The sequence below is a fragment of the Aeromonas sp. R4-2 genome, from assembly GCF_040908295.1.
GTDB lineage: Bacteria > Pseudomonadota > Gammaproteobacteria > Enterobacterales > Aeromonadaceae > Aeromonas > Aeromonas veronii.
Genome location: NZ_JBFODL010000025.1, coordinates 267,144 through 281,280, shown reverse-complemented (window position 1 = coordinate 281,280; position 14,137 = coordinate 267,144). Strand labels below are relative to the sequence as shown.

Here is a 14,137-nt window from a genome sequence, read left to right as displayed (position 1 = left end):
CCCCGACGCATTGCGCGCGGAAGGAACCGCTACCCATCATAAAAATCGAAAGGATGTACTCAATGAAGCACTTCGAGGTCAATTTCGACGGTCTGGTCGGCCCGACTCATAACTATGCTGGCCTCTCCTACGGCAACGTTGCCTCCCAGAGCAATGCCCAGGAGGCTTCCAATCCGAAAGAGGCCGCCAAACAGGGGCTGCGCAAGATGAAGGCGCTGACCGAGCTTGGCATGACCCAGGGGGTGCTGGCGCCACAAGAGCGTCCCGATCTCGCCACCCTGCGCCGCCTCGGCTTCACCGGCAACGATGCCCGGGTGCTGGAACAGGCCGCCAAGCAGGCTCCTGCCGTGCTGGCCGCCTGCTATTCGGCCTCCAGCATGTGGACTGCCAACGCCGCCACCGTCTCCCCCAGTGCCGATACCCAGGATGGCCGCATTCACTTCACCCCCGCCAACCTGACCAACAAGTTTCACCGTTCCCTGGAGCCCGACGTCACGGGTCGTATCCTGCGCGCCGTGTTCAACAATGATCGCCACTTCAGCCACCACCTCCATTTGCCGGAGAATGACCACTTCGGCGACGAGGGGGCGGCCAACCACACCCGCCTCTGCCGCGCCTATGGCGAGGCGGGGGTCGAGCTGTTTGTCTATGGCCGCAGCGCCTTTGACTACTCCCGCCCGGCGCCGAAGCGCTATCCGGCCCGCCAGACCCTGGAGGCAAGCCAGGCCATCGCCCGCCTGCATGGCCTTGGCGAGGAGAGCGTGGTGTTTATTCAGCAAAACCCGGATGTGATCGATCAGGGGGTATTCCATAACGACGTGATCGCGGTGGGCAACCAGAACGTGCTCTTCTTCCATCAACAAGCGTTCCTCAACACCGAAGCGGTGCTGACCGAAATCCGCGGCAAGTTTGGCGAGGGGGATTTGCACTTTATCGAAGTGCCGACTGCCGAGGTATCCGTGCTGGATGCGGTGAAATCCTACCTGTTCAACACCCAGATCCTCACCCTGCCGAGCGGCGAGATGGCCATTATCGCCCCCACCGAGTGCCGCGACAATCCGGCGGTGTCGGCCTATCTTGGCAAGCTGCTGACGCAGGAGACTCCGATCAAGGCGGTCCACTATATGGATGTGAAACAGAGCATGCGCAATGGTGGCGGCCCGGCCTGCCTGCGACTGCGGGTTGCCATGAACGATCAGGAACTCGCTGCGGTCAATCCGGCCTGCCTCATCAACGACAGCCAGTTTGCCCACCTCGATGGCTGGGTAGATCGCCACTACCGCGACCGCCTGACCCTCGATGACCTGCGGGATCCGGCACTGGTGCAGGAGTCCCGCAGCGCACTGGACGAACTTACCCAGATCCTGAAACTGGGTTCAGTCTACCCGTTCCAGCGCTAGATGTGATGCCCGAGAAGACCGCCGACGCTGGCGGTCTTCTGCTATCTGCCTTGTCTTCAGCGCGATCGCCAACTTGCACAGATGCTGTTTTGTGCAGAAAAGCAGCGCACAACTTGCTGATAAGCTTGAATTTTGAGCTGGACGTATCAAAAAATCGACGAACAGTCATTTTTTACTGCCAGATGCCTCATCAAGGGGTTCACAAAGCCTCTGGATCTGATAGTATGCGCCTCGCACTTGGGGAGGGGTTCCCGAGCGGCCAAAGGGATCAGACTGTAAATCTGACGGCTCTGCCTTCGAAGGTTCGAATCCTTCTCCCTCCACCATTCAAGTGCAAAGTAGTGACAATCAGGAAATACCCCGTGGAGGGGTTCCCGAGCGGCCAAAGGGATCAGACTGTAAATCTGACGGCTCTGCCTTCGAAGGTTCGAATCCTTCTCCCTCCACCATTTCCCTGATTGCAATGGCTGAATACAATTTGCTTTGCCCCTGTGGAGGGGTTCCCGAGCGGCCAAAGGGATCAGACTGTAAATCTGACGGCTCTGCCTTCGAAGGTTCGAATCCTTCTCCCTCCACCATCATTCAAGAAAACCCGGTCTCGCGCCGGGTTTTCGCTTTCTGCCATTCTCATCACACTTTTCCGACCTTGTCAGATCTGACAGTTGCAATTGCATCCCATCTTGCTCATCGTGGCATCATCGACATCAGAGTGTTCACATCATGTTTGAAGTCTGGGACGAGCATGGTCACGCCACCGGTCTGACACTGCAGGCGCTCAAAGTCAGAATCAGCAACGACTATCAGGGTGATCTGATGGTGCGCTACAGCAACAAGCTGGGACTCCCCACGACCCTCTTTCTGACCATTCATCAGGGCGTTGCCTATCAACGCTTCAAAGCGGGCTCGCCAAGACTGGATTGGGAATGGCTGGCCACCGCAGGCAATGGCCACAGCCCCCGCAATTTTATGAGCGAACAGTTCCCCTTACTCCAGCTCTCCCTCGATAACTGAGTGCCCTTTCTCGCTCAATAACGTCAATTCATCAATGATTTGCTGTAATTGGGCACGAAAGCGTGTCAGCTCATCTGTACAAGCTGGCGATCCAAACTGACGGATTTTTTCTTCCAATCGCCATGCCTGTTCAGCCAATTCCGGCGCCATCATCATGCTGATGGTCCCCGCCTGACGATGCACCCAATTGGCCAATGCATTGTCATCAAGTGGCTCCTGCGCCATCGACTGTTCAAGCTCCTGGCGAAAAAGCGGAAACATCTGCTGCAACTTGTCACCATGACCAAAAAATGCCTCCATGGCTGCAATATCAATCAAGGTTGGCGCGGGTAAGATTTGCCACTTCTGCAACATCTGGCGCAGAGTATCCAGCAGCACCGGTTTGCCCAACAGATCGTCCATGCCCGCGGCAAAACAGCGTTCAGCCTGTTCTGGCAACACATTGGCCGTCATGGCGATGATCAGTAGCCGCTCACCTTTCTCTGCAGCCCGTATCCTGCGCGTGAACTCATAACCATCCATCACCGGCATCTGACAGTCACAGAGCACCAGCTCATAGGGATGCTGCGCGACCATCTCGAGAGCCTGCTGGCCATGCTCTGCCACATCGCAGTTCATCCCAAGTTGCCTGAGCTGGCGTATTACCAGCGACTGGTTGAGGGGATTATCCTCCACCAGCAATACCCGACAGGGCTGCATGGGTGCGCTCTTTCGCATCGCTTTCGTTGCCGTCCCGTCGCTCAAGCCAAGCTGGCGATAGCAAACTTCCCGCACGGCATGCCAGGTCATTGGATTGCTGTTGAGGATGTAACCCTCCTCATCACAACGATAACCGAGGGGGGTTGCCAGCGGCAGCACCCGGATGACCCTGTTGCCCGCCAGCTCATGGTCTGTGAAACGCAAATGAGCATCACCAGACTCCGACGTTCGTGTTACCCCCAAGGCATCAAGATGCAACAGCAGGGTGTGGCACAGCTTCTCGTCATGGAGATCGATATGGGCTTGCACGCCATTGAGACGGAGATCCGGCTCTCGCTGTGCCAGCATTGGCAACGTAACCGTAAGGCTGATGAAAGTGCCTAGCCCAGGGGCACTCTCCAGCCGGATCTCGCCACCCATCAAGGTGGCCAGGGTCTGGCAAATACTCAGGCCCAAGCCGGTACCACCATAACTGCGGGTGGTGGAGCTCTCTGCCTGTTCAAAGGCATTGAAGATCCGGCCAAGCGCCTCTGGGCTCATACCGATGCCGCTGTCGCGCACACCGAAGCACAATTGCTGTTGCCCCTCCCCCTGCGACAGCAGTTGCACCGAGATTTCGATAAAGCCCCGCTCGGTAAATTTGATGGCATTGCTGACAAAGTTGAAAAGGATCTGGCGCAAACGCAGCGCATCACCACTTACACGAGCCGCCACACCGGCATCCGCCCAGAGATAGACGCGCAACCCCTTGCGATGCACCTCACTCACCGTCATGGTCAGCACGCTGTCGATCAATTCACGGATGAGAAAAGGGGCCTCTTCGAGCTGCATCTTGCCCGCCTCCAGCTTGGCGAAGTCGAGCACGTTGTCGATCAGCGCATGCAACCCCTGGGCACCGCGGTTGATAACCTCCACCATCTGGCGCTGATCCTGGGTCAACTCGGTAAAGGTGAGCTGTTCCGCCATGCCGACAATGCCATTCATGGGCGTGCGAATCTCGTGGCTCATGGTGGCCAGAAACTCCCCTTTCTGGGTGGCGGCAGACTCCGCCTTGGCCTTGGCTCTGGCAAGTGCAGCCTCAACCTGATGACGACGAACTATCTCCTGACGCAGCCGCCAGTAAGCCACCGACAGCACCAGAATAAAGAGCGTAATCGCCACCCCGGCGGGCAGCAGGGTACGCACCAGTTTCGCTCTGGGGATCCCTTCGCTGTAATTGAGCGCCAACCAGCTGTTGCGTATCTGGCGCTTCTCCTTGTCGCTCATGCTGGCAAGCACCCGGTTGACCAGGGGCAGCAAGGGGCTGTAAGGCTCACGTACCGCCACAGCCAGCTCATCCTTGAAGGGGGTTGGCGCGGCGATATGGAGTCGGTCATCAAACTGCTCGGTGACAAGACGGGAGACCACCACCAGATTGCCGATATAGGCATCCCCCAGCCCCGCGGCAACACGGGCGAGCCCGTCGCTGGCATCACGGGTCGTGGTCAGTTTAAGGTCGGGCACCAGTGCCCTGAGCTGCGGGATCAACATGCCATCGGTCAGCAGCAACTGTTTGCCGGCCAGATCGGAGAGATCCCCGATAGGGAGGCTACCGCGTGCCGTCACCAGTACCAACGGGAATGATGCGAAGGGCTCGCTGGCATGCCACCCCACCAACCGCTCGATGATCCGTGTGGGCAGTACTGCCAGATCCACATCGTGATGCAGCAGCAGTTGTTGCAATTCGGGCCAGCTCTGTACAAGCTCGCTGCTGTATGCCAATCCCAGCTTCTCTTGCAACACCTTCAGATAATCCACTATCAAGCCGACCGAATTACCATCCTCATCGTGATAAGAGAAGGGCACCCAGCCGGGGATCAACCCCAGCTTGAGTGGCGGCAACGTCGAGAGCCAGCCTCGCTCATCAGGACGCAGTAAAAAATTGCTGTGCCCCATGAAATTAGGCTCCAGACTCTCCCCCAGCCAGCGTTTCTCCAGTTCACTGCGCGCCTCGACCGTCAGCGCCTGAATGGCGGTATCCAGCCTGATGGCCAGGCTGCGCTTCTGGCTGCTCACACCCAGATGAAGGGTTTCCATCAACAAGGGGGACTGGGCGACCACTGCCAACGCCGGGTGGCGCTCGATAAACAGATTGGCCACATGGAGATTGCCGATATAGGCATCTGCCCGACCTTGTTCAACCGCCTGCAATGCACGGCGTGTATCAACAAAGAGCCGGGGCGTAACATTGGGATAGTGCAGCTTGACCAGCTTCTCGGTCAGAAAACCTTTTTCGATGGCAATGCTTGCGGACTGTAACCGGCTCACATCCCGAAACAGGGCGCTGTCCTGGCGCACCACCACCACAGTCGGCGAGGTGTAGTAAGGCAGGCTATAGGTGATGCACTGGCGTACCTCAGAGTTAAAAGCATCGAGCAAAATATCAAGTTTGCCACGGCATGCATCGGCATACATGGCTTCCCAGTCTGGGTAGATCTGCCAGGCAATCCGGTAGTCCAGCTTTTGGGCTAATTGTTCCATCAATTCAACGCTGAATCCGGCAGCAACCTTGCCATCCCACTGCTGAAAAGGACCCCAACCTCCGGCCAATATTCCGACTTCAATCGTTGGGACAGAGGGACCAGATTTCGCCAATACGGCAGGCGTCAAGAAAAAAACAGAGATAATAATTATAAATCGTTTGATTAATGACATAAGCGAACAATATATAGGCATAACAATTCAAATATATTTATCAAAAGATATATGCACCTGAAAAAATGGGGTGCGCACGGTAGTATAGAAATGTTAGTTTTGATAGCCTGAATATTATTCACCGTTTTATAAGAGGCTCATCCATGTCCTTCAAGATTATTCTTGCCGATGACCACCCCTTGATTCTGACCGGGATCCGCAGCCTGATTGACCAGATAACCCCTCATTGTGAAGTGATCGCCGAGGCATATCAGGTATCTGACTTGCTGAATTTATTACAGCAACATGATTGTGATCTGTTGATCACTGATTTCAGCATGCCCGGAGATACCCGTAGTGATGGCCTGGTCATGATCCAGCAGTTGCGCCGGGATTATCCCAATCTGCCCATTATTGTGCTGACCCAAATCCAGAATAGTGCCATCTTGCAATCCCTTATTCAGGTTGGAGTAAAGGGTCTGATACTAAAGAAATCGGTTATTAATGAATTGGCTGATGCCATTCGCCAGATATTGCTCGGCCATCGCTATATTGGCCCGGCAGTACAAATGCTGCTGGCCAGTGCCGGTATTTCCGAGCAAAGCAACAACAACCTGCTTACGCCCAAGGAGAGTGAAGTAGTGCGTCTGCTGGCCAGCGGCATGTCGGTCACCCAAGTTGCCAACTACCTTCATCGCAGTGTCAAAACCATCAGCACTCAGAAAAAGAGTGCCATGACTCGGCTGGGCATTAGCAGCGATAGCGCACTCTTTGACTATGCCAAAAGCAACGGACTCTGCTAATCGATAGCCGCATCAAATATCAAGGTGACATCGCCTTTAAAGGAGGAACCAGGATATTTCATCATTTCGGCGACCGTCCCACCCACTATCTGAAATCGAATTGCTCTGGCTGCATTGATAACAGGAATCCCCTGTACAGGAAGTACAAATTTGGATTTATTTGTAGTCAATAAAGTCGTTTCATTGAATCTGTTCACATAGTATGTTTTTAATGGTACTGTTCGTCCCTTGCTATCTTTTAATGCGCACTCACCACTAGTAGACCATTGATATTGGCAACGCAGTGCGACTGTAAATGGGGCACTAAACCATATCCGAAAAGGAAGGTCTTGCTGCAAGAAATTTGGCTCTCGCTTTCCACTATGAATCCAATTACTCCACCCACCTGGTGGCAATAAGGTTACTTGGCTATGGCCATCGCTATCTCCTTTGGGAAAATCAACTTTCAATTGATGACGGACTGTCAGTGTAAATTTAAGTTCATGCTCTGTTCCCCCAGAATAGGTTGCATCACCTAGGTCAATATCCTTATTACGACCCACCATTATTTTTAAACTACCGGTATACTTTCCATTTGACATAGTCAATGGATTAGGTGCTTTTATACGAAAGCCATAATTCAGCCAATCGACAGAGTATGATGTTCCATCACCAAGTTGGCTATTGTGATAGCACTCAGACGCACCATTTTGAGCTAAATCATTAATAGAGTATAAAAAAAGTTGCCCAGTTACTACAGACCCTGACCACCCCCAAGTACTAAAGCTTTGATAGCAATCACCACCAATAGTATGCATGGGCCATCTATTATTATTGACAATTGGATACTCCATTTTTATTACCTTGGCACCTATATTGGTTGGAATAAATGCCAATTCATGGCGTTCTCCATTGTTGCTGTTCGTCAACGTCACTTTTTTAGGACCAGAAAGTCGATAGTAACTTAGGTAGTTCTGTTTACCCTTCGCCGAATTTATTGTTTTTGCTATCGACACTGGGAGTTTTACTATAACCGATGACTCTAGCGGCTTCTGTGGGTCACAATAAGAAATCGGTTGACCGACATCGCACGGAGTGGTGTTGATAAAACGCCCACCACTCACTTCATAGCTCTCAGGTTTATAGTCTGCAGTAATATTAATCACATCAGCCAAAGAAGAGTGACTAAACATCAGTAGAACTAATATTTTAATGGTTTTCATTTTTTACAGTCACACCTGGTGAACATATTAACTCTCCCAATATAATAATCTCCGATGCCTCCGTACGGCTCTGCACTCCTGATGAGTTGTTGCAATGGAGGATACCATTGTGTTCCACGCTAAATTGCGGCTGTCGTCGGCTCGCTTCCAGCGCAAAGAAGCCATCATTTTCGGTAAATGCCCGCCCTATAGGGTTACTGACCATGGCACCACGCAGCGGCTGGCTTTGCTCGTCCAGCAGGCGACCAATCACAGTAACGGTGCTCACAGCATTCACCTGGCCATAACCCACCCCGCCGCGATTAAGATGGTAGGGGAGCACGGTGGGCTTGATGGTGAGTGGCATCCCCTCGTGGTCGGCCATCTCCAGTTGCAAGGCGCCACTTTGCAAGGCTGGCACCGAGACCAGATGACGACCGGGCCCAAGGGTCTGTACGCTGCCCAGATCGTCGTTGACCCGGATCCGCGCTGCCTCATCATCGGCCGCAATATCGAGGATCATCGCCGCCTCATTGCCCATGCCGCCCGTATCGCGGAAACCGAGCGCCAGATCCCCTTCATGCCCCAGCGCCAGCACACTCTCCAGGTTGACGCCGCCGGTCACCTCTGCGTTATAGGAGGAGTGCTGGGCAAACAGGTCGCCACCCAACCAGGACGACGCGAAACGACCATAGCCGGATAGACCGGTACCATAGCTGTCATGGGTGCTGCCCACGCTGACCTGACGCAGCGGCCCCCAATCCACCTCCTGCTGGTAGTTGAGATAGGCGCTGCGCTGGGCACCGCCCGAGCGTGAGGTATTGCTGCCCAGCCCCAGCGACAACTGGCGATCATCTCCCCCCAAGTTGATAGTGAGACTCAGCGTGCTACCGCGATCCCGCTGCTGCGCCGTGCTCTCGCTGCCGGGACGATCGAACAGGGTCACCCCCCAGGTCACCCAACGCCCCCACAACCGATCGCTATAGTGCCACCCCACATCAGCACCATTGCCACGACCAGACTGGTGAGAAACATAGAGACTGAGGGAGCCCCACTTTTCCAGCGACTGTTGCAGTGACAGACTGGACACCGCAGTTGCTTCAACCTGCTTGCGCAGATTACGCGAATGGCTGGCCACCAGACTGCTGTTGCCATGCCAGTAGATCCCCTGCAGATCGTAGCCCCACCCCATGCCAACACTCTGATTGAGAGAGGCAAAGCCGTGAAGCTGACTGGTCGCCTCCCAGTCGAGCGAGAGGGAGTGCTGAGCCCGTCTGTCCACATACTGGCTACCCGCCCCCACCACCAACGAAGGAAGCAACAGGTGGTTCACCGATACGCCGCCACTGGCCCCCTCCAAATCGCTATCACCTTGGCGTACCAGCCAGCGGGTCTGGCGTCCGGCAAACAGGTTGAAGCGCCACGGCTCCTCCGGCGTCTGCCAGTTGGAGGGTTTGTAGATCATCTCGCGCCAACGGCGGGTCTCCTGACCATCCTCCAGCAACCGCAGTTCTACCTCGTAGATACCTCCGGGCAGCGATCGGGTATCAAGTGCCTGCAAACCCGATACGACCGGCTGGGACTGGATCAGGTTGCCGTCACGATAGATCTCCACCATGCCCGGCCGGGCCGGAGCCACCCGGATCGGCGCCAGACTGGGTACACCGCGCTCCCGGCGCAGCAGATCCGAACTGCCCCACATCATCCCGAGCACTGTGGGGGTCGCGCCACTGTAGTAGTTCGGCTGACGCACCAACCCCTGCGCCGAGGGAAAGAAGAAGCCGAGACGATAAAAATTGGCCTCATGGAGCCGTTCTCCATAGACCTGAGCCATCCCGAGATCAGTTGGCCCACCCTCTTGCCAGGTGGCATCCCCCTCCATAAAAGGGGTCCACTGTCCCCAGCTGCCCTCCAGCTGCAGGTTGTAGTGACCGTTGCGCTGAGTGCCCTGCACCAGGTTCAGCTGGTTCTGGATCAGCAACCCCTTGCTCTCTTGAGGCAATGTCATAAAGCGCTGATCCCGCGCCTCCTGCTCTACCTCACCGGTCAGTACCGAGAGCTGGGACTCCTCCAGACTATATTGCAATCCCACGATGCCTTCGGGACAGGCACGGCTGCACTCGCCGAGCGGCAGGTGCGATCCCAACCTGGTCAGCCAGCGTTCACGCGCCCCCTCGTCAAACTCGCTCTCCTGCACATCCACCAGTGAAAGCAGCTGTACCGAGTTATCCCGCCCGAGCAGCACTTCCCCATCCCCCAGCAGGCGACCGTCGACGGTCACCCGCACCATCAGGGGAACACCAAAAAAGTGCGCTTCAAACCCTTCTGGCAACTGCCGCGCCTGTTGCAGCAACAGTGCCGGGTCTGCCGCCGCCAGTGAGGCAGAGAGCAACGACCCGAGCAAGAGAAGAAGAGAACGAACCATGAAGAACAACCTGAATGCCTGGAATATCAATTAAAGGGGGCCTGATGACCCCCACATACTCATGTCAGCTGCCTTGAGCAGGCGGTGCCGGCGGTGCCTCCGATTCAAACATCATGCTGACAATCCCCTGATAGTTGCCGGGCTTGTAGCCACCGGTTGGCGCCGCGGCCGGAATAATCTCCAGCCCTACCTGTTTGCCAGTATTGGCATCTGCCTGATTCAGCAAGTCAGCAGATGTAGTGGTCAGCGCAACGCCTGCCACCTTGACCGTCAAGCCGATACTCTCCTTGCCGCTGGCCATGGTTGCGGGATAAACCAGATAACCCTTGATGGGACCAATGGTGCTCTTCATCTCCAGCTGCTTGGCCAAGGGATCCAGCTTTTGGCTAAAGGGGTTGAAGGTCAGTTTCTGTGGGGTACTCATCCAGTCACCCACGGGTTGCACATAAAAGTGTTCGGTCGGGATCTGCGCCGTTACCGTCACCGTATGCTCGATGCGCTCGGCCGCCATCAGCGATCCGCTCGCCAGCAACAGGGCGGGAAAAAGCGATACCATCTTCATAGTCACTCCTTCAGGTGTGATTGTCGTTCTTGTGATATATCGGGATTCAGAGCTTGAACTCCCTGAATGCCGATTTTTTCCCTTCGATCAGTTCAAAACGAACCGTCCGGGTTGCCTCTTGACTGACCCGCTTTTTAACGCCGGGCAGCAGATGCATCTTCTCCGGTTGACTGCATGAGCTCTCTTTTTGGTCACACAGTTCCAGATAATCGAGAATAACGGTGGCATTGCCCCGGTTCTCCACATAGAGAACACCGTTTTTACGGTCAATACGGGTGTCATAACGGGTCTCTTTGGGGGCCACAAAGAGAATGGTGCCAAAACCGGTCATGATGCTGACCCCGGCGCTAATTTGTTGCTGTGGTGGTAATTCGGTTATTTCATCGTCCTGTGGTTTGACCGGCACAAAACGCACCCGAAAATAACGTTCTCGCTCCCGCACTCCCATATAGATAAAACGGGTAGCCTGCATACCACCTGCCGGAATAATCAACCGTGATGGACTTGTCACCAGCTGACGAACGCCCTCCTCCGGTAACTCCCGCTCCTTTGGCATACCATCGGCACCGTATACAATCTCGGCCAGCGTTATTTTGACAAAGGCCGTCTCATCACCAAGATTTCGAACCCGTTTGAGCAATGTGTTTTTCTCTGCCGACATATAGTCATATAAAGTACCAACGCTGATATCCGGCGATGCCAATGCATTGCTGCTGAATATAAGCAGCAACACAGTAAAAATCTTATTCATGAATAATAATCACACTGTAAAAACGATAGAGAGTGGTGCCTTCATTGCAGGCTCCGAAAAATATATGAGTTCCATATATGCAAATCGCCAAATGATGATATTTGTCTCGGCGATTCGTCATTGAGGCCAGTCTAGATAATCCATGCACAAGATTTAATCAGAATAATCTGATACTGAAAAAGTACTGCCTCTACCAACAATCAGACTATTCCTACAGTCCTCTTTCGACTTCATCCAGTATTATCCACAGCCATATCCGTCAACAGGTGAGTGCCATGTTTGCGTTCAAAGAAGAGTTTCCGGTCAGTGACGTGGCATCCCTGACGACAGCGGACATTGCCGTGCCCTTTTATCAGCCAATCGTTGACCGGGATCGCCAGATCATCGGCTTTGAGGCGCTGGCCAGACGCTGGGAACCCCGCCAGCAGCGTTATCAGGGAATAGACTTTCCCTCTCTCAGCAGTGAAGAGTCCCTGCATGTGGATATCGTTATGCTCAGAGCCATTTGGCGTGATCTGCCCGTGCTGGCACGCCATGCTCCTTGCTCCCTCTCGATAAACCTCAACCCCGCTTTTGAGAGCCCTACATATAAGAACCTGCTGTTACTCACCCTCTTGCAGGCCCGCAAGCTGGATATCGCAATCTGGTTCGAGGTGGTGGAGTACGCCCCGCTAGAGCGCAAGGAGTTGGCCCTGATCGAAGTGCTGCGTAGCCACGGCGCTCATATCGCCTGCGATGATTTCGGCACCCAGGAGTGCAATTTTCAGCGGGTGATGGCGCTCCCCTACGAGATCATCAAGCTGGATCGCTCTCTGCTGCTGCAAGCGACCAGGAGTAGCCATGCCTTGCGCATGCTGACCGGACTGGTGGAATACCTGCAGCGACTCGGCATGAAGGTGGTGTGCGAAGGGGTGGAAAACCAGACCCATATCGAGATTGCCGACCAGCTCGGCTGTGACTATCAACAGGGTTACGTCTACGCCATGCCCTCCCCCCTCTCCCGTTGGGCCTGAGCGGCTGTTTCATTTCGGCATCCTGTCGGCTCGCGCAGCCAACAATTTCCTGCCAAATTGCATGATGACGTGGGGGCGAGTACAATCTCGCACCCCGAATATCCGGCGCATCTTCTTTAGATAGCCCCGGATATGCCGTCATCGGGTCGCGCTGCATTGAGCCTCCTCTCGGAGGGCATCTTGCACCGCAGCTCAACCACTACGATGCCATCAGGTGGCATCGTCCTGATTTGCAATCAGATATAAAGAGTCCGCCATGTTTAAACCAGAATTGCTCTCCCCCGCAGGTTCCCTCAAGAACATGCGTTACGCCTACGCCTATGGCGCCGATGCCGTCTATGCCGGTCAGCCCCGCTACAGCCTGCGGGTGCGCAACAACGAATTCGATCACGAAAACCTGCAGCTGGGCATCAACGAAGCCCATGCGCTGGGCAAGCAGTTCTATGTGGTGGCCAACATCCAGCCCCACAACTCCAAGCTCAAGACCTTTATCCGCGACATGCGCCCTGTGGTGGAGATGAAGCCGGATGCGCTGATCATGTCTGACCCAGGTCTCATCATGATGATGCGTGAAGCCTTTCCTGATATGCCCATTCACCTCTCGGTGCAGGCCAACGCGGTCAACTGGGCCACTGTGAAATTCTGGCATCAGATGGGCCTGACCCGCGCCATTCTCTCCCGCGAGCTGTCGCTGGACGAGATCGAGGAGATCCGCATGCAGGTGCCGGAGATGGAGCTGGAAGTGTTCGTTCACGGCGCGCTGTGCATGGCCTACTCCGGCCGCTGCCTGCTCTCCGGCTATATCAACAAGCGAGACCCCAACCAGGGCACCTGCACCAACTCCTGCCGCTGGGAGTACAAGGTGCACGAGGGTAAAGAAGATGACGTGGGCCAGATCGTCCACCGTCAGGAGCCCATCGCCATCCGCCCGGACAACACCCTGGGCCTTGGCAAGCCGACCGATGCCCTGGTGCTGCTGGAAGAGTCCAACCGCCCGGGCGAGTACATGAGCGCGTTCGAAGACGAACACGGCACCTACATCATGAACTCCAAGGACTTGCGCGCCGTCGAGCACGTCGAGCGACTGACCAAGATGGGCGTTCATTCCCTGAAAATCGAAGGGCGCACCAAATCCTTCTACTACTGCGCCCGTACCGCTCAGGTTTACCGCAAGGCCATCGACGATGCGGTAGCGGGTCGTCCGTTCGACCGCAGCCTGATGGGTACCCTCGAAAATCTGGCCCACCGCGGCTATACCGAGGGCTTCCTGCGCCGTCACAACCACAGCGAATACCAGAACTACGACTACGGCTACTCCGTCTCCGACACCCAGCAGTTTGTCGGCGAAATCACCGGACGCAAAGGTGACATGGTCGAGGTCGAGGTAAAGAACAAGTTCCTGGTGGGCAACAACCTGGAGCTGATGACCCCGCAGGGCAACGTCCGTTTCAATCTGGAGCAGATGGAGAACCGCAAAGGGGAGCTTATCGACACCGCACCGGGCAACGGTCACGTAGTCTATGTGCCGGTCCCGAAAGATCTGGATGTGAACTACGGCATCCTGCTGCGCAATCTGGGCGACAGCCAGGATACCCGCAACCCGCACACGGCGGCCTGAG

At 55.2% G+C, this 14,137-nt stretch carries 10 protein-coding genes and 3 tRNA genes; 8 read left to right on the top strand and 5 right to left on the bottom strand.

Annotated features, from left to right (window positions below):
- The first annotated feature begins 62 nt into the window (after positions 1 to 62).
- The 5 genes from astB to AB5Y99_RS20790 all read left to right on the top strand — a co-directional run bounded on the left by astB (position 63) and on the right by AB5Y99_RS20790 (position 2,411).
- Positions 63 to 1,400, top strand: coding sequence for an N-succinylarginine dihydrolase (astB, locus tag AB5Y99_RS20810; protein WP_368210778.1), 1,338 nt, complete (start codon positions 63 to 65; stop codon positions 1,398 to 1,400).
- 241 nt (positions 1,401 to 1,641) lie between these two features.
- Positions 1,642 to 1,726 (top strand) — tRNA-Tyr (locus tag AB5Y99_RS20805).
- Between the two features lie 38 nt (positions 1,727 to 1,764).
- Positions 1,765 to 1,849, top strand: a tRNA-Tyr gene (locus AB5Y99_RS20800).
- A 44-nt stretch (positions 1,850 to 1,893) separates the two neighbouring features.
- A tRNA-Tyr gene (locus tag AB5Y99_RS20795) sits at positions 1,894 to 1,978 on the top strand.
- A gap of 142 nt (positions 1,979 to 2,120) precedes the next feature.
- Positions 2,121 to 2,411, top strand: coding sequence for a hypothetical protein (locus AB5Y99_RS20790; RefSeq protein WP_124928801.1), 291 nt, complete (start codon positions 2,121 to 2,123; stop codon positions 2,409 to 2,411).
- On the opposite strand, the gene AB5Y99_RS20785 is transcribed toward AB5Y99_RS20790, so the two are convergent.
- Positions 2,385 to 5,825 (bottom strand): transporter substrate-binding domain-containing protein, encoded by a 3,441-nt coding sequence (locus AB5Y99_RS20785; protein WP_368210776.1) that lies wholly within the window; start codon positions 5,823 to 5,825, stop codon positions 2,385 to 2,387. The two genes, AB5Y99_RS20790 and AB5Y99_RS20785, sit on opposite strands and share 27 nt — an antisense overlap.
- 122 nt (positions 5,826 to 5,947) lie before the next feature.
- Between AB5Y99_RS20785 and AB5Y99_RS20780 the strand changes: the two genes are divergently transcribed.
- A complete protein-coding gene (locus tag AB5Y99_RS20780; RefSeq protein WP_368210775.1) occupies positions 5,948 to 6,586 on the top strand; it encodes a response regulator in 639 nt (212 codons plus the stop codon).
- Here AB5Y99_RS20780 and AB5Y99_RS20775 read toward each other — a convergent pair.
- The 4 genes from AB5Y99_RS20775 to AB5Y99_RS20760 form a co-directional block, all read right to left on the bottom strand.
- A complete protein-coding gene (locus AB5Y99_RS20775) occupies positions 6,583 to 7,788 on the bottom strand; it encodes a hypothetical protein (RefSeq protein ID WP_201933061.1) in 1,206 nt (401 codons plus the stop codon). The genes AB5Y99_RS20780 and AB5Y99_RS20775 overlap by 4 nt on opposite strands.
- Positions 7,775 to 10,192: a TcfC E-set like domain-containing protein gene (locus AB5Y99_RS20770; RefSeq protein ID WP_368210774.1), complete on the bottom strand. Its 2,418-nt coding sequence runs from the start codon at positions 10,190 to 10,192 to the stop codon at positions 7,775 to 7,777. Before AB5Y99_RS20770 ends, AB5Y99_RS20775 begins: the two co-directional genes overlap by 14 nt.
- A 64-nt stretch (positions 10,193 to 10,256) precedes the next feature.
- Positions 10,257 to 10,754, bottom strand: a complete 498-nt coding sequence (locus tag AB5Y99_RS20765) for a CS1 type fimbrial major subunit (protein WP_194496749.1) — start codon at positions 10,752 to 10,754, stop codon at positions 10,257 to 10,259.
- 46 nt (positions 10,755 to 10,800) lie between these two features.
- Positions 10,801 to 11,505 carry a hypothetical protein gene (locus AB5Y99_RS20760; protein ID WP_368210773.1) on the bottom strand — a complete coding sequence of 235 codons (705 nt, stop codon included), beginning with the start codon at positions 11,503 to 11,505 and terminating at the stop codon, positions 10,801 to 10,803.
- 275 nt (positions 11,506 to 11,780) lie between these two features.
- Between AB5Y99_RS20760 and AB5Y99_RS20755 the strand changes: the two genes are divergently transcribed.
- A complete protein-coding gene (locus tag AB5Y99_RS20755; RefSeq protein WP_368210771.1) occupies positions 11,781 to 12,518 on the top strand; it encodes an EAL domain-containing protein in 738 nt (245 codons plus the stop codon).
- Between the two features lie 256 nt (positions 12,519 to 12,774).
- A complete protein-coding gene (yegQ, locus tag AB5Y99_RS20750) occupies positions 12,775 to 14,136 on the top strand; it encodes a tRNA 5-hydroxyuridine modification protein YegQ (protein ID WP_106842767.1) in 1,362 nt (453 codons plus the stop codon).
- Position 14,137 lies beyond the last annotated feature (1 nt).

What these genes read in the sequence shown, in the direction of transcription:
- AB5Y99_RS20770 (WP_368210774.1), bottom strand. Translation starts at nt 10,192, where the DNA reads ATGGTTCGTTCTCTTCTTCTCTTGCTCGGGTCGTTGCTCTCTGCCTCA.
- yegQ (WP_106842767.1), top strand. Translation starts at nt 12,775, where the DNA reads ATGTTTAAACCAGAATTGCTCTCCCCCGCAGGTTCCCTCAAGAACATG.
- AB5Y99_RS20760 (WP_368210773.1), bottom strand. Translation starts at nt 11,505, where the DNA reads ATGAATAAGATTTTTACTGTGTTGCTGCTTATATTCAGCAGCAATGCA.
- AB5Y99_RS20765 (WP_194496749.1), bottom strand. Translation starts at nt 10,754, where the DNA reads ATGAAGATGGTATCGCTTTTTCCCGCCCTGTTGCTGGCGAGCGGATCG.
- AB5Y99_RS20785 (WP_368210776.1), bottom strand. Translation starts at nt 5,825, where the DNA reads ATGCCTATATATTGTTCGCTTATGTCATTAATCAAACGATTTATAATT.
- astB (WP_368210778.1), top strand. Translation starts at nt 63, where the DNA reads ATGAAGCACTTCGAGGTCAATTTCGACGGTCTGGTCGGCCCGACTCAT.
- AB5Y99_RS20775 (WP_201933061.1), bottom strand. Translation starts at nt 7,788, where the DNA reads ATGAAAACCATTAAAATATTAGTTCTACTGATGTTTAGTCACTCTTCT.
- AB5Y99_RS20780 (WP_368210775.1), top strand. Translation starts at nt 5,948, where the DNA reads ATGTCCTTCAAGATTATTCTTGCCGATGACCACCCCTTGATTCTGACC.
- AB5Y99_RS20790 (WP_124928801.1), top strand. Translation starts at nt 2,121, where the DNA reads ATGTTTGAAGTCTGGGACGAGCATGGTCACGCCACCGGTCTGACACTG.
- AB5Y99_RS20755 (WP_368210771.1), top strand. Translation starts at nt 11,781, where the DNA reads ATGTTTGCGTTCAAAGAAGAGTTTCCGGTCAGTGACGTGGCATCCCTG.